The sequence below is a fragment of the uncultured Tenacibaculum sp. genome (assembly GCF_947494125.1).
Taxonomy (GTDB): domain Bacteria; phylum Bacteroidota; class Bacteroidia; order Flavobacteriales; family Flavobacteriaceae; genus Polaribacter.
Genome location: NZ_CANLTU010000002.1, coordinates 595745 through 617559, shown reverse-complemented (window position 1 = coordinate 617559; position 21815 = coordinate 595745). Strand labels below are relative to the sequence as shown.

The following is a 21815-nucleotide window of genomic DNA, read 5'->3' as shown; positions in this document are numbered from 1 at the left end:
GTTTTGTAATTTGAATCGACAGAATCAAAAAAATACTAATGGGTATATTTAATTCAATATTTGGTAATAAAACAGTAAAAGAAGAAAAACAAGAATCTTTTATAAACTGGATTCCCTTAACTTCTATAGAACAATTAAAAGAAATAAAAAAACAATCAAAAAATGAAGCGATAGCTATATTTAAACATTCAACAAGATGTGGAATTAGTAGTATGGTTATTAAACGTTTTGTAAGTAGTTTTGATGAGGAGTTAAAAGACTTTAAAGTATATTATCTTGATTTACTTTCTTACAGAGATTTATCAAGTGAAGTAGGGTATGAGTTTCAAGTATTACACCAATCACCTCAGTTATTGGTAATTAAAAATGGAGTTGCTGTTGCACACGCTTCACACTATAATATAGCTCAAATTGATTTAAAAAACTTTTAAAAAACCTATTGTTTTTAATGGTATTTATCTAAATACGTCGTAATTTTGCTTTTCCCAAAAATAGTTAAAATTGAGTAACGAAACCACGACTCCGCAAACCACTAAAGGAAAAAGTTTATATAGCTACCAAAAGGAAGCATTGCACAGAATTTTTAAAAGTTTTGAAAATGCACCTCAAAATTATCATCTTTTATATCAATTACCAACAGGAGGTGGTAAAACAGTAATTTTTTCTGAAATTACACGTCAATTTTTAAAACATTATCAAAAGAAAGTATTGATAATGACTCACAGAATTGAACTATGTAAGCAAACAGCAAGAATGTTGAGTGAGTTTGGTGTAGAAAACAAAATAATAGATAGCAAGGCTAGCTTAGATGATCAAGATAAGTTCGGTTGTTTTGTTGCCATGGTAGAAACACTTAACAATCGTTTGAATGATGATATGTTAGATATTTCTGATGTTGGATTGGTTATTATTGATGAAGCCCACTATAATTCGTTTACTAAATTATTTAAGTTTTTTGATAAGTCGTTTGTTCTTGGTGTTACAGCAACCCCTTTAAGTTCGAATATCAAATTACCAATGCGAGATAATTATGATGAGTTAATTGCAGGTGAAAGTATTGGTACTTTAATTCAAAATGAATACTTAGCAAGAGCTAATGTTTTTTCATACAATGTAGGGCTAACTTCATTGGAAATTGGTGCTAATGGAGATTATACAGTTAAATCTTCAGAAGACTTATATACAAATACAGACATGTTATCTAAGTTGTTACAAGCATATGAAGAACGTGCTAAGGGAACAAAAACGCTTATTTTTAATAATGGTATTAATACTTCATTACATGTATTTGATACTTTTAAAAAAGCGGGATATCCAATAGCTCACTTAGATAATACAAATACTAAAAAAGAAAGAGATTTTATACTGAAATGGTTTCATAAAACTCCTAATGCTATTATTACTTCTGTAAGTATTTTAACAACTGGATTTGATGAACCTACAGTACAATCTATTATTTTAAATAGAGCAACTAAATCGTTAACTTTATACTATCAGATGATAGGTAGAGGTTCTCGTATTTTACCAGGGAAATCAGAATTTAACGTAATTGATTTAGGTAATAATTTCCATCGTTTTGGACCATGGGGTGCTGACTTAGATTGGCAAAAAATGTTTAGATCTCCAAATTTCTACTTAGATAATTTATTATCTGATGAAGAAATAGAAAATGATTTTAGATATGAATTACCAGCAGATGTTAAAAAAGAGTTTGCAAATTCTACCGATTTATATTTTGATGTAAAGAGAGTATATATTGATACTATTCAAGCTGGATTGTCATCTAAAAAAGTTCTTGAAAAATCAATAGAACATCATGCTAAACTTTGTATAGAAAATAGTGAAGATGTTTTTGATGCTTTAATTCTAGCTAAAAAATTAGGAGGAGATATTGATGATAGAATTTTTAGATACTCTAAATGTATTTGCAAGAGCACACATAACTTTATTGATTGGCTACAGGATGATTATAGAAAAAAATTAAACACGCATTTACGTACTAATTTTGATGAAATTTACGAACAAATTCATGGACATCCACCGCCAGAAGAAGAATAAAAATAATTTTTAATTTAAATTATTTAAAGTCCTATTTAAACTACGTAAAGTAATTCCTAAATAATTAGCAATGTCTTTTTTAGAGAATATTTTATCGAAGTTTGGGTAGGATTTTTTTAACTTTATAATGTTCTCTTCTATTGAATAGGATTGTTGAAATGAGTGCCTTGGTGCTTTGTAAGCTATTTTAGCTGCTAGCGATTTCATTACTAACTTATTAAAAACAGAATCGTTTTCTAATAAGCTAGTATAATTTTTATGAGATATCTTGTACAATTTCACATTAGAAATTGCTTCAATATTACAAAAACTTAAATTTCCACTAAATACTTCCAATTCACCAAATTCCATTCCTTCTCCTAAGAACTCCTGAATAAAATCTTTTCCATTCTCATCTGACAGATAACATTTTGTAATTCCACTTTTTATAATATACAAAGAATGATAATGCTTGTTTTGTTTTAAAATAACTTCACGAGTAGCATACTCTTCAAGTATAAAATAATCTAAGTGCTTTTGAACTAATATCTCAATATAAGCTAGAAAATTAGGATTTATTCGAATCATTTTTTTAGTTGGGACAATTGTCCTTTTATAAGAATTATAATAGCTTGTATTTTGCAATGTAAAATTATGAAATAATGAATTACATGAGTGTTTTTTTGGAACAAATTAAATTTATAAAAGAAATTGATAAATTAAAATATATACAACGAAAAACAAAATTATTTAGTAGCGATCGATGTGAAAATGATGCTGAACATAGTTGGCATTTGGCAATGATGACAATAGTTTTAGCTGAACATTCAAATGCGAAAATAGACGTTTTAAAGGTTTTAAAAATGGTTTTAATTCATGATATCGTTGAAATTGATTCTGGTGATGTTTTTATTTTTGATTCAGTAAAGAATCATGACAATACTGTTGAAGAATTAAAAGCTGCTAAAAGAATATTTGGACTACTACCTGACAAACAAGCTAAAGATTTAATAGCACTTTGGTTAGAATTTGAAAATGGAAAAACAAATGAAGCAAAATTTGCCAAAGCTATGGATCGTTTTGAACCTATTTTACAGAATATTTCTAATGAAGGAGGCACATGGAAAGAGTATAATGTTCCTATAGATAAAGTATTAAGTAAAACGAAGCCTGTAGAAAATGGTTCAAAACTGATATGGGAATATTCAAAGAATGAAATTGAAGAAGCTTTTAAATTGTTTTAAATGAAATTAACAAATACTAAATTATACACTACAAATTTTATTTTGGTATGTATAAGTTCTTTATTTTTCTCTGCTAGCTATAATATGTTAATTCCTGAATTACCTAATTATATAAGCGGTTTAGGAGGGGCAGAGTATAAAGGATTAATAATTGCGTTATTTACACTTACAGCTGGTTTATCAAGGCCTTTTAGTGGGAAGCTAACAGATTCTATTGGGCGTAAACCAATCATGATATTTGGAGCTGTTGTTTGTGTTATTTGTGGTTTTTTATATCCTATTTTAAGTACTGTTTCTGGTTTTTTATTCTTGCGATTAATACATGGATTTTCAACAGGTTTTGGTCCAACAGCTATTGCAGCTTATGTATCAGATATTATTCCTAAAAATAGGCTAGGGGAGGCTATGGGAATTCAAGGGCTTTGTTTTAGTTCAGGCTTAGCTTTAGGTCCCGCTTTAGGTAGTTACATAAAATTATACGCAACCTATGACATCCTTTTTTATAGCTCTTCGTTATTTGCTATAGTATCTATATTATTAATTTTTAAAATTAAAGAGACGCTCACATCAACTCAAAAAATTAAATATTCAACGTTTAAAATAGCTAAAGAAGATATTATAGCTAGAGAAGTGATACCTGCTGCAATAATAACATTTGTAACTTACCTAGGTTTTGGAGTAATACTAACATTAATTCCAGACTGGAGTGAATATTTGGGTATAAAAAATAAAGGGACTTTCTTTATAGTCTTTACAATCTCATCTTTATTTATAAGAATAATTTCTGGAAAAGTTTCCGATAAATATGGTAGAATAATAGTAATTAAAATAGGGCTTATTATTTTAGTTTGCTCTTTAATTTTATTAGGGTTTCTTGATTTCAAACAAGGATTACTAATCGGTGCAACTGTATATGGATTAGCTATGGGGATTTTATCTCCAACTATAAATGCATGGACTATAGATTTAAGCAATCCATTAACAAAAGGAAAATCTATAGCCACTATGTATATCGCTTTAGAAGCTGGAATTGGGCTAGGGGCATTATTTTCAGGCTGGTACTATAAAGACATAATTACAAGAATTCCAATAATCTTTTATGCTTGTACATTCTTTACTTTTCTAGGTTTATATTATATAATAACCTTTCAAAAAAAGATTAAAAAATTGCATTAAATTTTCAAACAAGAAAAGATGCTCGTTTTGAGCATCTTTTTTAAATTACTTTTATGATTTCACTATTCTATAGCAGGTAATATTTTACCTGTACATTCTCCAAAACCAATACGTACATTTTCATTTTCAGAATATCCACGCATAATTACGGTATCATTATCATTGATAAATTTACGTTCTGTACCATTATTCATTTTTAAAGGATTTTGTCCTCTCCAAGTTAACTCAAGCATTGACCCAAAACTATCTTTAGTTGGACCAGAAATAGTTCCACTACCCATCATATCTCCAGCATTTACAGGACAACCATTAACAGTATGATGTGCTAATTGTTGTGCCATTGTCCAATACATATATTTGAAGTTTGAATTACAAACTACAGTTTCTTCAGCATTTTCTGGTTGAATAGCCATTTGTAAGTTAATATCATAACTTCCTTTTCCTTCTTTTTTCAAATATGGCAAAGGTTCATGTACTTGCTTTGGATTCTCGACTCTAAAAGGCTCTAAAGCATCTAAAGTAACAATCCATGGTGATATAGTAGAAGCAAAGTTTTTCCCTAAGAAAGGTCCTAAAGGAACATACTCCCATGCTTGAATATCACGAGCAGACCAGTCATTAAATAATACCAATCCAAAAATATATTCTTCAGTTTCTTCTATAGGAATACGCTCTCCTAAATGATTTGAAGCTGTTGTGATAAATGCCATTTCTAATTCAAAATCTAATAATTTTGATGGTCCAAAATTTGGAGTTGTTTCTCCTTCACTTGGTCTTTGTTGTCCTAAAGGACGACGTATTGGAGTTCCTGATGGAATTATAGATGAGCTTCTACCATGGTATCCTATTGGAATATGTAACCAGTTTGGTAATAAAGCATTTTCTGGATCACGGAATAGTGAACCTACATTTGTAGCGTGTTCTTTACTCGCATAAAAATCAGTATAATCACCAACAGCAACAGGCAATTGCATTTCTACATCTTCCATTCTAAAAATAACCTTGTCTTTATGGTCTGCATTGTCACGTAACTTTCCGTTAGTAACATCAAAAATTTCAGCAATTTTATTACGTACTAAACGCCAAGTTTTACGACCATCAGCAATAAAATCATTTAAAGTATCTTGTAAGAAAATATCATCAGTAAGAGGGATGTCTTCAAAATACCCTAATTGGTGTAAAGCCCCTAAATCAATAGCAAAATCACCAATTCTAGTACCAATAGTAATAATATCATCTTTAGTAATAAATACTCCAAAAGGAATGTTTTGAATAGGAAAATCTGAATCTTTATTTACATTTAACCAAGATTTCCTATTAGGGTTATTAGCTGTTATTTCCATTGAATTCGTTGTGTTTTATTTTACATCAAACCTACATATTTTTTTCAATTTAACCCAATTTCAAGGTCAAAATTTACAAAAGAAGGTTTTAGTAAAAGTGTAGCTTTTCAGGGCTTTTAAAACTAAAAAGTTCATTGATATAACTGTCATAAATATAAAAGTATATTTTTGCATTTCTAAAATTAAAAATTATTATGAAAAAAAGAATAGTACTAATTGTATTAATATTAATTGTTGCAAAATTAAACTCCCAAAATTTAATTAATGAAAAATTAGTTTTAAAATGGAATGAAGGAAATATAAATTGGACAACTTCAGATACATATTCTCATATTTTAACTTCTGGCCAAACGGGTAGCGCTTATCCTTTTCAAACCAGAGGTAATTTAGTCTTTCAACCAAGGGCAAATGCAGGTACAGACATAGTCTTTGGAACTGGAGCAATTCCAGAAGTTAGGGCTGTTATTAAAGCTAATGGTAACATAGGTATTGGAACTACAAACCCTTTATATTCATTAGATGTAATTGGTGATATAAGAATTAATGAAGCTAGTTATTTAAGATTTGGTTCTAATCAGTGGGCTGTACAACAAACAGGAGGGAATCTTAACTTTTTGGAAGTGGGAAAATCTGATGGTGTATTATATATGAAATCTGGAGGTAATGTAGGAGTAGGAACAACAAATCCACTATCTAGATTGCATATTTTTGGATCGGGAACAGGAAGTAAAGGTTTAACTATTCAAAATAATGTTGAACAGATAGGGAATTCAGCAACCTTGTGGTTTAAAAGTGCTTCTTCAAATAGTGATTATAGAAAAGGAGCATTAATGTTCGTTAATGATGGTCGTGCACACGGAAGAGGTGACTTTATATTAGCATTAAACAATTCTCCCAATTCATCAGTTGTAAAAGCTTCTGATGCTAAAATGGTAGTGAAAAGTGGAACAGGTAATGTAGGAATAGGAACAACAAATCCAAATGCTAAATTTGAAATAGTTGATAACACTTCAAATATTGGAAATTATTCTGATGGATCTTTACAGATAGCAGGGTCAAATAATGTAATTGGGTTTGTTGGTCAAAGTAATTTAAACCCTGGCTTTAATAGATGGGGTATTAAGTTAAGGGAAAATAAAGATGGTGATTTTTCAATACATAGTTATTCAACTAATAGTACACGGTTTATTATAAACTCTTCTGGAGATATTGGAATCGGAACAATCAATCCAGACGCAAAGTTAGCTGTAAATGGAAAAATACACACAAAAGAAGTAAAAGTAGATTTAATTGGCTGGTCTGACTTTGTTTTTGAAAATGATTATAATCTACCATCATTAAAAGAAGTTGAAAAACATATTAAAGAGAAAGGACATTTAAAAGATATTCCTTCTGCAAAAGAAGTAAAGAAAAATGGAATATTTTTAGGTGAAATGGACGCTAAGTTATTGCAAAAAATAGAAGAGTTGACTCTTTATACTATTGAACAAGAAAAGAAAATAAAAGTATTAGAAAGACAAAGCATTAAACTAGAGACACAAAATACTAAGCTAGAAAAGCAACAAAAAGAGATAGATGAATTAAAAACGTTATTAAAACAACTTTTGAAAAAATAGAAGTAAATCAAAAAAATATACTACTTATCACAAACATCTTTTTAAGATGTTTTTTTATTTCAAAAAATTAAGAAACAAATATTAAATTAACTATAGTTTTTAAGAACTTGAAAACAAAAAATTGTTATCTAGATTACATCTATAACAAAGTATTTAATTGTAAAATTCAAACCAGAATTTAATCTTCAAGTTTTAAAATAAATTCTTTGTTTTTTTGACCTATCTGGTTTGGGTTATCTTCTTGAATAAAATGTGTTCTTGCGCAGAAAGTTAGTTTACAAACCAAATATAATATGTACAAAACTTATAAACATATTAATTTTGTATATTAAATGATTTTTTATTAAAAACAATTACTAGATAAGCATAAAAAAGGTTAAAATACAATTAAAATAAAGCTAAAATTGCATAAAGCTTAATTAATAAAATTAGTACATTTGACTACTTATTTAACAACATAGCAAGATGCAAAAAGATCATCAAATATTTGATTTAATTCAAGAAGAAAAAGAACGTCAACTAAATGGTTTAGAGTTGATTGCTTCTGAAAACTTTGTAAGTGAGCAGGTAATGGAAGCTCAAGGTTCTATATTAACTAATAAATATGCTGAAGGATATCCTGGTAAACGTTATTACGGTGGATGTGAAGTTGTAGATGTTGTAGAACAAATAGCAATAGATAGAGCTAAAGAGTTATTTGGTGCAGAATATGTAAATGTTCAGCCACACTCTGGCTCACAAGCAAACACAGCAGTTTTTGCTGCTTGTTTAAATCCTGGAGATACTATTTTAGGTTTCGATTTATCGCACGGAGGGCATTTAACGCATGGTTCTTCAGTAAACTTTTCAGGAAAATTATACAACCCTGTTTTTTATGGAGTAGATAAAGCTACAGGAATTATTGATTATAATCATTTAGAACAACAAGCTAAAGAGCACAAGCCAAAGTTAATTATTGCTGGGGCTTCTGCATATTCTCGTGATATTGATTTTAAGAAATTTAGAGAAGTAGCAGATAGTGTTGGTGCCGTTTTAATGGCAGACATTTCTCACCCAGCGGGATTAATTGCTAAGGGTATATTATCAGATCCATTACCACATTGTCATATTGTAACTACAACTACACATAAAACATTACGTGGGCCACGTGGTGGAATGATTATGATTGGGAAAGATTTTGAAAATCCATTCGGATTAAAATTAAAATCTGGAAAACTAAAGAAAATGTCAACCTTACTAAATTCTGCTGTATTCCCAGGTAATCAAGGTGGACCATTAGAGCATGTTATTGCTGCTAAAGCGGTTGCTTTTGGAGAGGCATTAACAGATGAATTCTTAGAATACCAATTACAGGTTAAAGAAAATGCACAAGCAATGGCAAAGGCATTTGTAGCTAAAGGATATGATATTATCTCTGGAGGTACAGACAATCACTGTATGTTAATTGATTTACGTAATAAAGATATTACAGGTAAAGAAGCTGAAGAGGCTTTAGGTAAAGCTGAAATTACGGTAAACAAAAATATGGTGCCATTTGATACTCAAAGTCCTTTTGTAACTTCAGGAATCCGTGTGGGTACAGCTGCTGTAACTACTAGAGGTTTAGCTGAAGAAGATATGGATACTGTTGTTAACTTAATTGATGAAGCACTAATGAATGCTGGAAACGATGAAATTTTAGAACAAGTAGGAGAGAAGGTACATGATTTAATGCACCAAAGAAGATTATTTGTTATGTAATTGCATAATAAATTTATAAATAAAAAAAGCGACCAAATGGTCGCTTTTTTTATTCGTTATCTTGAGCTCTTTCAATTATATTTTGTGGTAGTGCTTTTTTAGCTTTGGCACCCATTTTCTTCAACTTCTCAACACTTGTTATTAAGTTTCCTCTACCATCAACTAATTTATTCATGGCCAAATTATAATCAGCTTTAGAAGCATCTATTTTCTTACCAATACCTATTAAGTCTTTTAATAATCCATCAAACTTATCGTATAAAGCACCCGCTTGTCTTGCTATTTCAATAGCATTACGTTGCTGTTTCTCATTATTCCACATGGTATCAATAGTACGTAATGTAGCTAGTAGAGTAGTAGGAGTAACAATTACTATATTTCTTTCAAAAGCTTTATTGTATAAAGTATTATCTTGATTTAACGCTACTGCAAAAGCCGGTTCTATTGGTATAAATAATAATACAAAATCTGGAGATTCTATTTTATAAAGATCTTCGTATTTTTTTTCTGATAATTGCTCTACATGACGTTTTATCGAGTTAATATGCTCTTTTAAGAAACGTTCTTTATCAATATCATCATCTGAATTCACAAATTGCTCGTAAGCTGTTAAAGACACTTTTGAATCGACAATCATTTTTTTGTTGTCTGGTAAATGAATCACAACATCGGGTAAAACTCTAGCACCTTCATCGTTGGTAAAACTTTGCTGTACGTAGTATTCTCTATCTTTTTCTAAACCAGACTTTTCTAGAACTCTTTCCAATACTAATTCTCCCCAGTTTCCTTGTGTTTTACTATCTCCTTTTAAAGCTTTTGTTAAGTTAATAGCTTCTTTACTCATTTGAGAATTTAACTCTTTTAAACCTAACAATTGTTCTTTTAAAGCAGAATGCATGGAGATACTTTCTTTCTGAGTATCATCTACCTTTTTTTCAAAAGTTTTTATTTTTTCTTGAAGTGGGTTTAAAATATTTTGAATGTTCTCTTTATTTTGAGCGGTAAACTTTGTTGATTTTTCATCTAAAATCTTGTTCGCTAAATTTTCAAATTCTTTTGTGAATTTTTCTTGTAGCTTTTCAACCTCTTCTTTATTATCATTTAATTTTAATTGAAGGTTTTTTAATTCTTCATTTTTTCTAGCTAACTCAATACCAGAAAATTCTTTTTCACGCCTAATCTCCTCTGTTTCTTTCACTTTCTCTTCAAGACGATCTTGTATTTCTCTTTTTTGAACTTCTATGTTAGATTGATTAATTTCTAGGACAGACATTTCTTTTTCTAAATCTGAAACTACTTGTTTTGTCTTTAGTTTAGAAATTAAAGTACCAATTATAAAACCAAGTATTAAGGTAAAAAAAGCTACTAATATGATTATAAGAGTTGTATTCATTGAGTTTTGATAATTTTATAAGAAAACAAATATAGTACAAGATAGGTTAAAATTGTTTGATTTTTAGGTGGAAAACCGTATCATTGGCTTTTATTATTTATAGATGATCTCAAAATTTATATACACAAAAATCTTAGGGTGGAAATTAGTTGGTAATTTTCCAAAAGATTTAAAAAAATACATAGTTATAGGTGCTCCACATACGAGCTGGAAAGATTTCCCTATTGCTATTTTGGCTAGAAATTCTTGGGGAGTTCCTATAAATTTCATTGCTAAGAAATCTTTATTTAAACCTCCTTTTGGGTTTATTTTCAGAAGATTAGGAGGTACTCCAGTTGACAGATCGAAAACAACTAATAAGGTTGACTCTATCGTTGCTTTATTTAATAAGTATGATGAATTTAGACTAGCGCTTTCTCCAGAAGGAACTCGAAAAAAAGTAAAAGAATGGAAAACAGGGTTCTATTACATCGCTAAAGGTGCTAATGTTCCAATTGTTATGTTCACTTTCGATTTTGAAAATAAAACAGTAAAACTTTCTGAACCTTATTATACAACTGATGATATGAAGAAAGATTTTAATTATTTCTATGATTTTTATAGAAATATTAAAGGTGCCAAACCAGAATTATTTTCGGTTCCTGATAAGGTTGAATAAACATGTATATTTTATACTATAAAAAAAGGTTCTGAGATAAATCAGAACCTTTTTTTTAAAGAATTTTTTCACATTAATTTCTAATTTCGGTTAGTTTTGATGATAGTTCATCTTTTATAGTACTATCGGAAGCACTTAAAGGCAATTGGCTTGCACTCATTAAATTTGTTGCTTCTAACGGGTCGTTTGTTAAATTAAATAAAGCTTCACTACCGTTCTCAAATAACATATACTTGTGTGTAGTATTTCTTATTGAAAAATCAACGCTACCATCATCATTTCCGTCTTCAATGAATGTATAATCTCTATTATTAGTGTTTGTATTCTGAGTCAGTAAACTCTTAAAGCTATTACTATCATTTATAGTAGATATACTTGCCCCAGCAATATCTGCAATGGTAGCAAATAAATCGGTAAGATTAATTAAAGCATCCTCTGTCTGATTAAATCTAGTAACACCTTTTCCGGCAATAATCATAGGTACATTTATTCCTCCTTGATATAAAGTTCCTTTTCCTCTACTATAGCCTTGCAATACTTGATTTGGTGTTCCATTATCGCCAATAAATATAATAATTGTATTGTCTTTTTCAGCTTGACTCATCGAGCTTAAAAAACGCCCATATTCACTATCCATAGCTTCTATCATTGCTAAATAGTATGGAAGAGGATTGGCATCTATACTTCCCTGATCCGTTGGTAAAGCACCTTGATTGTGTAAATTATTTGGAGGTAAATGAAATGGGGTATGAGGTGCATTATAAGCCAACCATAAAAACCAAGGTTTTGTTTGGTCTTTTACCCAATCGATCGCTAAATCTGTAATTTTAGTGGTTGCATAGTCTGTAGATGTTTCCGTTTGTCCGTTAATAGTTAAACTCCAATTAGAATATGATTGTAATCCACCTCCAATAGGGCCTGCATAATAATCAATTCCCATATTATTTGGATGGTTTGCATTTTTAGATAAATGCCATTTACCAATTACGGCACTGCTATACGCATTATTCGCATTTGTTTTTATGTAATCTTGCAAAGCTACTTCTGAAGTATGCAAAGGATCATCAACCTTAACAACACCATTTCTAATACCATACTTTCCTGTTAAAATGGAAGCTCTTGTAGGTGAGCAAGTAGGGTTAGACCATGCGTTATTAAAGCGTACCCCCGTATTAATTAAATTTTGAAGATTTGGCATTAAAGGTTTCTGTGTACCTATATTGTAGCCAGGTGTTGCATCTAACCCCATATCATCTGCAATTACAAACAGTATATTAGGTATGTCTCCATTTTGAACTGGAACTTCATCTGGATCATCTTGCACTATGGCTTCTCCTGAAGAACTACACGAACTAATAAAGAAAGAAATTACTGTAAAAAATATAAGACGATTTATAAAAGAAGTCATATAAAGGGTTTTTAGTGTTATGCTTATTTAGACAGCAAAAAATTAAAATAGTTTAATTTTTAGAAAGATATTTTTTACATTTTCATCATTGCATCTTTGTTATTTTGGATTTTTTATAAAAATAATGAAAAAAAAACGAGGATTATTTAAACTATTTTAATTATTTGATGTCAAAGGTTTAACCAACACCCCAAATTATGAAAGTATCTTTTTTTGAAAAATTAACTAAAATTTTACTATGTTCTTTATGTATAATCACCTATTCATGTTCTAGTGGAAGCGATATTTCTGTTGATGATACTGATATTGGAGAAGAACCAACATTACCTTGTAATGTTGCTGAAATTTTTGCGAATGAAACTACCAACGCAGTTTGTTTTGAGGAAGTAAATAATGTTAGAAAAGTATATACCAACAATTTTCCTGCACATAATTATGGACCTTGGGCTGGCGCTAATACATTAGAAGCACAAGATTTTGAGTATTCAATGTGTTTATATCCAGAATTAACATCAACTATTACCGAAATAAAAGAAGATCCTACCTCACAAGCTTGCGGAGGAGGAATTATTTTTGGAGTATCCGATCAAGGTATTAACTATTCGCCTTTTGCTAGATTGTATTGGGTAAACCCAAATACGCAAGAGGAAAATTTAGATTGGCATGTTGAGGCTGATTTTACGTTAGCAATGGATTTAAACGGAGGTCATGTAAATAATGTAAGTAGGTACCATTACCATAACATTCCTACAGATTATTTTACAAATGATTTAAATATTAACGGAACAAAACACTCGCCAATTATTGGCTATGCTGCCGATGGTTTTCCTATTTATTATAAATATTTATATACAGATGCGAATACAACAGCTACAAATCCATCGGTATCAACGTTTGCTAGTGGATATTCATTAAAATCGGGTAATCGACCTGGAGATGGTATTTCTGCTCCTAATGGTAGTTATGATGGAACTTATATTGAAGATTATGAATATACTGGTGCCGATTTAGATGAATGTGGTGGACGTTTTGGAGTTACGCCAGAATATCCTAATGGGACCTATTATTATGTGTTAACCGATAATTGGCCATACATTCCTAGATGTTTTAAAGGGAAATACGTAGATAATTCATTTCAAATTAGTCCTGGATGTCCAGATTCAACAGCAGCACAAGATTGTAGTTCTGTCGCAGTTACTTCAATAAATGCTAGTGTTTTTGAAGACTTAAAAAACAAACTTGACACAAAATTATATCATAAGTTAAATACGCTTGATTATGGAAGTAGGTATGCAGAATCTAAAATAAATCAAATTAAGATTTATACTACTAACGGTACTTTAGCCTATACTTCAAACTCAACGAATGAATTGAATAAAACTGAAATAATTGATTTAAAATCTTTTTATATTCAAGTTGATTTTTCAAATGGAAGTATCACTAAAAAAATAACTGCTTAATTATGAAAATGTTTATTCTAGTAATCAGTACTTATATTGCTTCTTTATTTCACGCAGATGGTATAGCTGAATACCATTATTTTATGGAAAATGATCATGTAGTTTTAAAGTTTGAAATGGATAAAAATGAATTGCAACACTATCGTATAGATAAAGATTGTCAGAAAAATAAACTTTTTGATCTTTGTATTAAGAATTACTTACTTAAAAACGCTGATTTACAAATAAACAATCAAAAAGTTTCTTTTGATTTTATAGGTTCTTCAACCTATAACGACCATATTATTTTTAACTTTAAATCTAAGAAAACTTATAACGATATTACTGATTTACAAATTAAGAATACTTGTTTTTATGAGGTTAATAAAAAGTTTAAAAACAGAATCCGAATAGATCTTAATCAATTTCAAAAATCATTTTTACTCACAAAAGGCAAGGGGAGTATACAATTATAAAACTCTTAAGCTTTAAAAAGTTTATTCACATTTATTTTATACAATTTACCTATGGGAATACTATAATCATCAATCATTATTTTATTCCCTTCAATACTTTTTATATGCTTTAAAGCTATGGCGAAAGATTTATGCACTTGTAAAAAGCTTTCTGCGGGTAATACACCTAACATTTCAGAAATTTTCTCTCTAACTGTTATTGTTTGAGATTTGGTAATCACTTTTGTGTAATTTCCAGCTGCTTCTATGTATAAAATATCGTCTGTTTCTACTTTTATATGACTTTTGTTCTGACGAAGAAAAAGTTGCTTATTATCGTCTTCTTTTATTGGAGCAGATTGTTTGCTACTCGTATTAGAAGAATCGATAACTTTATTTACTGCTTTAAGGAAGCGTTCAAAACTAAATGGCTTTAGTAAATAGTCTACAACATTAAGTTCATAGCTTTCTAATGCAAATTCACTATAAGCTGTAGTTACAATTACTTTTGGCGGATTTGCTAAGGTTTTTAAAAAATCGAAGCCTTTTAATTTTGGCATATTCAAATCTAAAAAGATCAAATCAACAGGATTCTCATTTAAGTAACCTAAAGCTTCAATAGCATCGTAACAATGCTTTTTAAATTCCAAATTAGGCAATAAGTCACAATAATCTTTAATAATATCGTGCGCTATATGCTCATCATCAATAATAATATACGTCATCATAATTTAGAAATATTCAATTGAGATTTATACACATTATTTACTTTAAAGAACGATAATGTATGCGTTTTAGGATATACCAATTCTAATCTACGTTTTAAGTTATGCAAGCCTATTCCGCTTTTCTCATCGCTAACAATTGTTTCATCAAAGTTATTTTCAATATCAAAATATACTTGATTTTTCTCTGCTTTCATATTTATATAAACATAGGCATTATCTCTTAAATTTTCAACTCCATGCTTAAATGAATTTTCTAATAAAATAATAAAAAGAAGCGGCATTATTTCATAATCATTACCTTCAATATCATAATTAAATTCAATATCAATTGTTTTACGATAGCGCATTTTATGAAGTTCTATATAGGTTTGTAAATAACTTATTTCTTCAGATAAAAGTACCGTTTCTTTTTGGCCATCATAAATACTATAGCGCATCATATCTGAAAGCTTTAATATTAACGCTTTTGCTTTTTTCGAATCTTTGTCAACTAAACCATACAAATTGTTCAATATATTAAAGAAAAAATGTGGACTTACTTGACTTTTTAAATGCAGTAATTCTGTTTTAGTCTTTTCATTCTTTAAACTTAATATTAATTTAATTTGCTTAAAAAGCCATCTAATTAATAAAAATAATAACAATAGAAAATGAAAAAAACTAAACAGAGCAAATGGTTCACTACTACCAAAAGCATCATTAAAAATAATAATGATAACTGTTATTAAGAATAATAAATACCAAAAAAACTTCTTAGGAATTCGTTTTAACATACCTGTTTTACTCATAAATTTAGTTCAATATTAGACAAATTAATTGCTTTCAACAAATTTGTTGACAAACAAACTTTAACCTGGGATAAACATATATTCTAAGGTTACAAAAGACCTTTATAGTCAGATAAAATCTTTATGTCACAGCTATAATTACATACATCACAAATACTTTTTTCCATCAAATTAAGCTGTTAGGTTTGCTGCAAACAATTAAAAATAACTACATGGAACTTAGTATAAACAATCTATCCAAAACCTATTCAAATGGAGTTAAAGCATTGCAAGATATTAGCTTAGAAATACCTAATGGTATGTTTGGCTTATTAGGACCAAATGGTGCTGGTAAATCTACTTTAATGCGTACAATTGCAACACTTCAAGAAGCCGACAATGGTAGTATTACCTTAGGAAATTTAGATGTTTTAAAACAAAAAAATGAAATAAGAAAAGTATTGGGTTATTTACCACAACAGTTTGGCTTATATCCAAAAATATCTGCCGAAGTATTATTAAATCATTTTGCTGTTCTTAAAGGAATTACCAGTAAAAGTGAGCGTAAGGATATTATAAATAGTTTGTTACATAAAACAAACTTATACAAGGTTAGAAAACAAAACTTGAATGGTTTTTCTGGTGGAATGAAACAACGCTTTGGAATTGCACAAGCATTGCTTAACAGTCCAAAATTATTAATTGTAGATGAACCTACTGCTGGATTAGATCCATTAGAAAGAAATCGGTTTTACAACATACTTAGTGAAATAGGGGAGAACACGGTTGTTATTTTATCTACTCATATTGTAGAAGATGTAAAAGAACTGTGCACCAATATGGCCATTATTAACCAAGGAAATGTGCTCTTAAAAGGGAATCCATTAAAAATTATTGAAAATTTGGAAGGAAACGTTTATGAAAAAACAATTCAGAAAGAAGAATTAGAGAATTATAAGCAAGAATACAATGTAATTAGTGAAAAATTATTTCTTGGAAAGCCAATTATAAGTATTCTAAGCGAACAGGATCCATGCCATGGTTTTACACCAATTAAGGCAAGTTTAGAGGATGTTTATTTTTCTCAAATATTTGGTAAAAACAATCATTTAACACCAACTTTATAATATGTGGTACGAGATATTTAAGTTCGAATTAAAGTATAGAGCAAAGCGTGCCGATACCTATATATTTTTCTTATTCCTATTTTTATTTTCTATTGTAGGGGTCGATTTTATATTTCAAGGAGTAGGCTTTGGTACAGTCAAAAAAAATGCGCCTTTGGTAATTGCTAAAACCATGGGAGCTGTTACGGGAATCTTTATGATTCTGGCTTCTATGATTATGGGGGTTTCAGTATTAAGAGACTTTGAGTATAATATAGAATCGTTAATGTATGTAAACCCTATAAAGAAAAGTGAGTATTTATTAGGACGTTTTTTAGGGTCGTTTGTGGTATTACTTTTTGTTTTTAGTGGTATTTTATTAGGAATGATTTTAGGAGAATTTATGCCTTGGCACAATCCAAATGATTTTAACCCTTTTAACTTCTTTTCTTATTTAAAACCATTTGTATATATAACCTTACCTGTGTTATTTTTTGGCGCTAGTTTGTTTTTTGTTACGGGAGCTTTAAGTAGAAAACTAGTTGTTGTTTATACACAAGGAATTGTATTTTTTGTTGTGTTTATACTTACAAAATCCATAACAAACGAGTTTTTACAAGCTATAGTAGATCCTTTTTCATTAACCACATTAACCTTACTTACAGATGCTTGGAGTATTTCCGATCGTAATTTACTTAACATTCCATTTAGTGGAATACTTTTATATAACAAACTATTTTGGATTGCTTTTGGTATTGTTATTTTACTATTTGGTTATAAAAAATTCAGTTTTAATCTGATTAAAAACAAACGTTTAAAAAAGAAGAATTTACAAACCTTTGCTGTAGAAGATAATACAGCGCACACCACTGCAATTCCTCAATTTAAATTTCAAAAAGAGTTGCAAACAAAATGGACGCAGTTAACTCATTTATCGAGATTTTACTTTGTTAACATCTGCAAACAACCATCATTTTGGGCGATTATGATTTGTGGTATGATTATCATTTTAATCAATTCAGTGAGCCTTGGAACTGTTTATGGAGTTGATAGTTATCCAGCTACGTATTTTATTGTAGAGGAATTGCAAGAAACATCATTCTACTTTTTTATAATCTTGTTGCTATTCTATTCAGGAGAACTTATTTGGAAAGAAAGAGGTGCCAATTTAAATTTAATTTACGATTCAACACCTGTAACTAACTTTATAAATTTATTGAGTAAATACATTGGTTTACTACTCGTTTATATGGTTTTAATAGTTTCGTTAATTATCTCTGGTATACTTTTTCAAACCATGAATGGCTATTATAATTATGAGCTATCAGTTTATTTTTATGGTTTCTTTTTAGAAATTCTTCCATTCTTAGCTTTGTATACTTTTATTGCGTTTTTTGCACAGGTAATTACCAATCATAAATTTGTAGGAATATTGGTAGTGCTGCTATTTTTTATGGCAAACATTGCCTTAGTTGTTTTTGGTTATGATCATGATTTGTATTGGTTTGGGGGAAGTTCTTTAGGTAAATATTCCGATATGAATGGCTATGGTCATTTCTTAAAACCCTATCTTTTTATTAAGTCATATTGGTTTCTTTTTGGAATTTTAATCTTAATTATTGCTTCAATTATTGGAGTTAGAGGAACTGAAACCAACTTAAAAAAACGATGGAGTAGTGGTCGACACAATATTAGCAAACGATTGACAGCATTTACACTTGTAGTATTTTGTTCGTTTTTAGTGCTGGGTGCTTATATTTATTACAACACTTCTATTTTAAACAAATATTGGACAAATACAGAAGGAGTTGAGTTTAGAGTTGCATATGAAAAGGACTTAAAAAAGTTTGAGTTTATAAAACAACCTAAAATTACAACTGTTTCTTTAAATGTAGAATTGTACCCTAAAAAGCGAAGTTATAAAGCTACGGGTGAATATACCTTAAAGAATACCAATGAAATAGCGATAAACAAAATTCATATTCAAAAGCAGTTAGAATCAAATGTTTTTCTTAATGAAGTTTCTTTTGATGGCGGAGCTAGTGTAGATAATAGCTATAAAAAATATGATTACACTATTTACAAGCTAAACAAAGCCTTACTGCCGGGAGATTCTATAAAGATGCGTTTTAAGCAAGACTATACAAACAAAGGTTTCGAACTTAAAAACTCGAATACTAATTTTGCTTTTAATGGTACTTTTTTCAAAAATGAAAATTTTCCTACATTAGGTTATAACAGAAAATATGAACTAAGAGATAAAAACGATCGAGAAGAGTACAACTTGCCAAAAAGACCAAATAAAGCTAGTAGGGAAGATGCTAATGAAGTACTGAATGCACGTTCTGGAAGCGATTCTGATGGAATTAATCTTGAAATTATATTGGGAACCGATGGCAACCAAACAGCTATAGCTCCTGGAAACCTGGTTAAACAATGGAAAACTAATAATCGAAATTATTTTCATTACAAAACAGGAATTCCTATCATTAATTTTTATGCTATTGTGTCTGCTCGTTACGAAATTTTAAAAGATACCTGGACTTCTTCTAAAACCAATGAACTTGTTGATTTAGAGATCTATTATCATAAAGGACATGAGTATAATTTAGAACGTATGATGCGTTCAATGAAAAAATCTTTTGAATATTATAGTACAAACTTCAGTCCGTATCAATACAAACACATGCGTATTACCGAGTTTCCTCGTTATTCAGAATTTGCGCAGTCATTTCCTGGTACAGTACCTTTTTCGGAGGCAATGGGCTTTGTATTAGCTATTGATGATGAAAAAGATGTAGACATGGCTTTTTATGTAACAGCCCATGAACTAGCACATCAATGGTTTGGAATGCAAATAGAAGCGGCAAATGTACAAGGACAGCATTTAATTTTAGAAACTTTATCGCAATATGCAGCCTTAATGGTCTTAAAAAAGCAATATTCAGAAGAAAAAGTGCAACAATTCTTAGATTATCAAAGAAAAAAATACAAAGAAGGATTGCGAAGAGAAGAACAGCAGGAACCTTCATTGGCATTGGTAGAAAATCAAAGTTATGTGTATTATGCAAAAGGAGCCATAAGCATGTATAAATTACAAGAAGAAATTGGAGAAGACACTGTAAATTCAGCTTTAAAACAATTTATTATCGATTGGAATAGTTTCCATGGTCAACTAAAAAGTAACACAAAAAGATACGCGACTACAAAAGATTTACTGAACTATTTTAGAAAAGTAACTCCAGAAAACAAGCAACATCTTATAAATGAGCTTTTTGAGTAAAACTAATAAGGGAGTTTGGAAACAAACTCCTTTATCTATATATAACTGATTTTCAACGACTAAAAACTACCATTTAACTATTGTTTTACGATTCTGACTATAGTTTTCATAGTATTAAGTATAAATTTTAAGAATATGAAAAATAAGCCAATACTAATTCGATTTATTAAAGGATATGGAAATGAATACGAAATAAAGTTTCCTAGTTTAAAAAAACCGTTAACCATTAGCAGGTACTATTATGAACATATAGTTAACAGTCCTGATGAATTCAAATTTATTTAGTTTTCACCTAATTTCACAGAGTAGTAACAAATAACCAATTCAGATTGATTCATGATTTGGTTTGTTTTACATTTACTCTATTTAACATAATATAAATTATAGTACAAATATATAGTAATGTATGTGAAGCCATTTTTCAGGCTATTTACACATAATTGTATATATTACTTATTTAGAATCATATCGTCAACAATTATGTTAAAAGAAATACGAAGTATTCACGAACTAAAATAAATTAGAGCTCATTAACTTTTAAGTTTATTTGATAGCTATAATTCTATCATTATGGAAAATATCCAAGAATGCTCATTTTATATATGAAATGTATTACTAGAGTTATTAAGTATTTTCTTTTTAGCATTCCTGATGATTCAATATTCTATGCTATGATACATAATTTATAAAATACGCAATTCTCAGAAAGATCTAAAAAGTGATAAAAATATGTCTGCTATAATATTATGTAAAATAGAATCATAATTTAGTTATTAACCCAAATACTACATTTTTATCATTTTTAATATGACCTTTATATAAATATGTTTTATCATTCAAAATTTCAATTATCTCAACCGAAATTATATTACCTTCTTTGTGCTTATCTTTTTCTAAAGGCATTTTAATAGATTCTAATTCGTATTCATGGTCATTAACCCACTTAATCTTATAAACTTGTCTTCCACCTAAACCGCCTTTTTCTATTTGTCGGTTCTTTCTTCGTTTCATTATTGTTTTACTGTAAGCAGGATTTTCATATTTAAACTTCCCACGATGAAATACTTTACATTTTGGACGTTCTTCTTCTGGCAATTGGTACGTTTTATATTTTGAATTTACAAAGTAATAAACAGATTGCCAGCATTTATTTGTCATCTTCATTGGGTAAAATAACTTTCCATTTTTAAAGTTTTCTATACAACCTTGCCTCCATCCTTTATGCTTATAAGTACTTTTTTCTTGATTAATTTTAATATCATAACGTTTACCGTTCTCATCTACACAGTAATCAATTACCACTACAGCTACCCTATTAACATCATTAACAAAGATTTGTGAATACGAAGAAAAGGATATAATTATGAATGAAAGAAAAAGAAATTTTTTCATGTTGCTATTTTTAAAGCTAAAATACTTTAT

At 29.4% G+C, this 21815-nt stretch carries 19 protein-coding genes; 12 read left to right on the top strand and 7 right to left on the bottom strand.

The window, feature by feature from the left end:
* The first annotated feature begins 38 nt into the window (after positions 1-38).
* On the top strand, positions 39-431 hold the full coding sequence (gene ytxJ / locus Q0881_RS06405) for a bacillithiol system redox-active protein YtxJ (protein WP_299157869.1): 393 nt from the start codon (positions 39-41) through the stop codon (positions 429-431).
* 70 nt (positions 432-501) lie between these two features.
* Entirely contained in the window at positions 502-2058 is a 1557-nt protein-coding gene (locus Q0881_RS06400) for a DEAD/DEAH box helicase family protein (protein WP_299157866.1), read from the top strand.
* Positions 2059-2067: 9 nt separating this feature from the next.
* On the opposite strand, the gene Q0881_RS06395 is transcribed toward Q0881_RS06400, so the two are convergent.
* Positions 2068-2625 carry a Crp/Fnr family transcriptional regulator gene (locus Q0881_RS06395; RefSeq protein WP_299157864.1) on the bottom strand — a complete coding sequence of 186 codons (558 nt, stop codon included), beginning with the start codon at positions 2623-2625 and terminating at the stop codon, positions 2068-2070.
* 83 nt (positions 2626-2708) lie between these two features.
* Between Q0881_RS06395 and Q0881_RS06390 the strand changes: the two genes are divergently transcribed.
* Together Q0881_RS06390 and Q0881_RS06385 are read left to right on the top strand one after the other, a co-directional pair.
* Complete coding sequence (locus Q0881_RS06390) at positions 2709-3281, top strand: HD family hydrolase (RefSeq protein ID WP_299157862.1); 573 nt, start codon at positions 2709-2711, stop codon at positions 3279-3281.
* On the top strand, positions 3282-4457 hold the full coding sequence (locus Q0881_RS06385) for an MFS transporter (RefSeq protein WP_299157860.1): 1176 nt from the start codon (positions 3282-3284) through the stop codon (positions 4455-4457).
* 62 nt (positions 4458-4519) lie between these two features.
* On the opposite strand, the gene fahA is transcribed toward Q0881_RS06385, so the two are convergent.
* Positions 4520-5800 (bottom strand): fumarylacetoacetase, encoded by a 1281-nt coding sequence (fahA, locus tag Q0881_RS06380; RefSeq protein WP_299157858.1) that lies wholly within the window; start codon positions 5798-5800, stop codon positions 4520-4522.
* A gap of 194 nt (positions 5801-5994) precedes the next feature.
* Here fahA and Q0881_RS06375 point away from each other — a divergent pair, with 194 nt between their 5' ends.
* Positions 5995-7416 (top strand): tail fiber protein, encoded by a 1422-nt coding sequence (locus Q0881_RS06375; RefSeq protein ID WP_299157856.1) that lies wholly within the window; start codon positions 5995-5997, stop codon positions 7414-7416.
* A 465-nt stretch (positions 7417-7881) separates the two neighbouring features.
* Positions 7882-9156: a serine hydroxymethyltransferase gene (glyA, locus tag Q0881_RS06370; RefSeq protein ID WP_299157854.1), complete on the top strand. Its 1275-nt coding sequence runs from the start codon at positions 7882-7884 to the stop codon at positions 9154-9156.
* A gap of 49 nt (positions 9157-9205) precedes the next feature.
* On the opposite strand, the gene rmuC is transcribed toward glyA, so the two are convergent.
* Positions 9206-10549, bottom strand: a complete 1344-nt coding sequence (gene rmuC / locus Q0881_RS06365; RefSeq protein ID WP_299157852.1) for a DNA recombination protein RmuC — start codon at positions 10547-10549, stop codon at positions 9206-9208.
* Positions 10550-10652: 103 nt separating this feature from the next.
* Between rmuC and Q0881_RS06360 the strand changes: the two genes are divergently transcribed.
* The gene (locus Q0881_RS06360) at positions 10653-11207 is read left to right on the top strand and encodes a 1-acyl-sn-glycerol-3-phosphate acyltransferase (protein WP_299157850.1); all 555 of its coding nucleotides are present in this window, start codon (positions 10653-10655) and stop codon (positions 11205-11207) included.
* Positions 11208-11280: 73 nt separating this feature from the next.
* Here the strand turns inward: Q0881_RS06360 and Q0881_RS06355 are convergent, their stop codons facing one another.
* Positions 11281-12615: a sulfatase-like hydrolase/transferase gene (locus Q0881_RS06355; protein ID WP_299157848.1), complete on the bottom strand. Its 1335-nt coding sequence runs from the start codon at positions 12613-12615 to the stop codon at positions 11281-11283.
* Between the two features lie 197 nt (positions 12616-12812).
* On the opposite strand from Q0881_RS06355, the gene Q0881_RS06350 reads away from it, so the two are divergent.
* Together Q0881_RS06350 and Q0881_RS06345 are read left to right on the top strand one after the other, a co-directional pair.
* Positions 12813-14075, top strand: a complete 1263-nt coding sequence (locus Q0881_RS06350; protein ID WP_299157846.1) for a YHYH protein — start codon at positions 12813-12815, stop codon at positions 14073-14075.
* Positions 14076-14077: 2 nt separating this feature from the next.
* The gene (locus Q0881_RS06345; protein ID WP_299157844.1) at positions 14078-14530 is read left to right on the top strand and encodes a DUF6702 family protein; all 453 of its coding nucleotides are present in this window, start codon (positions 14078-14080) and stop codon (positions 14528-14530) included.
* A gap of 5 nt (positions 14531-14535) precedes the next feature.
* Here the strand turns inward: Q0881_RS06345 and Q0881_RS06340 are convergent, their stop codons facing one another.
* Together Q0881_RS06340 and Q0881_RS06335 are read right to left on the bottom strand one after the other, a co-directional pair.
* Positions 14536-15237: a LytTR family DNA-binding domain-containing protein gene (locus Q0881_RS06340; protein WP_299157842.1), complete on the bottom strand. Its 702-nt coding sequence runs from the start codon at positions 15235-15237 to the stop codon at positions 14536-14538.
* Positions 15234-16025 carry a histidine kinase gene (locus Q0881_RS06335; RefSeq protein ID WP_299157840.1) on the bottom strand — a complete coding sequence of 264 codons (792 nt, stop codon included), beginning with the start codon at positions 16023-16025 and terminating at the stop codon, positions 15234-15236. Before Q0881_RS06335 ends, Q0881_RS06340 begins: the two co-directional genes overlap by 4 nt.
* A gap of 212 nt (positions 16026-16237) precedes the next feature.
* On the opposite strand from Q0881_RS06335, the gene Q0881_RS06330 reads away from it, so the two are divergent.
* The 3 genes from Q0881_RS06330 (at position 16238) to Q0881_RS06320 (ending at position 20678) form a co-directional block, all read left to right on the top strand.
* Positions 16238-17131 (top strand): ABC transporter ATP-binding protein, encoded by an 894-nt coding sequence (locus Q0881_RS06330; protein ID WP_299157837.1) that lies wholly within the window; start codon positions 16238-16240, stop codon positions 17129-17131.
* A gap of 1 nt (position 17132) precedes the next feature.
* The gene (locus tag Q0881_RS06325) at positions 17133-20393 is read left to right on the top strand and encodes a M1 family aminopeptidase (RefSeq protein ID WP_299157835.1); all 3261 of its coding nucleotides are present in this window, start codon (positions 17133-17135) and stop codon (positions 20391-20393) included.
* A 135-nt stretch (positions 20394-20528) separates the two neighbouring features.
* Positions 20529-20678: a hypothetical protein gene (locus tag Q0881_RS06320; protein ID WP_299157832.1), complete on the top strand. Its 150-nt coding sequence runs from the start codon at positions 20529-20531 to the stop codon at positions 20676-20678.
* 474 nt (positions 20679-21152) lie between these two features.
* Here Q0881_RS06320 and Q0881_RS06315 read toward each other — a convergent pair whose 3' ends face one another.
* Positions 21153-21785, bottom strand: a complete 633-nt coding sequence (locus tag Q0881_RS06315) for a hypothetical protein (protein ID WP_299157829.1) — start codon at positions 21783-21785, stop codon at positions 21153-21155.
* Positions 21786-21815 lie beyond the last annotated feature (30 nt).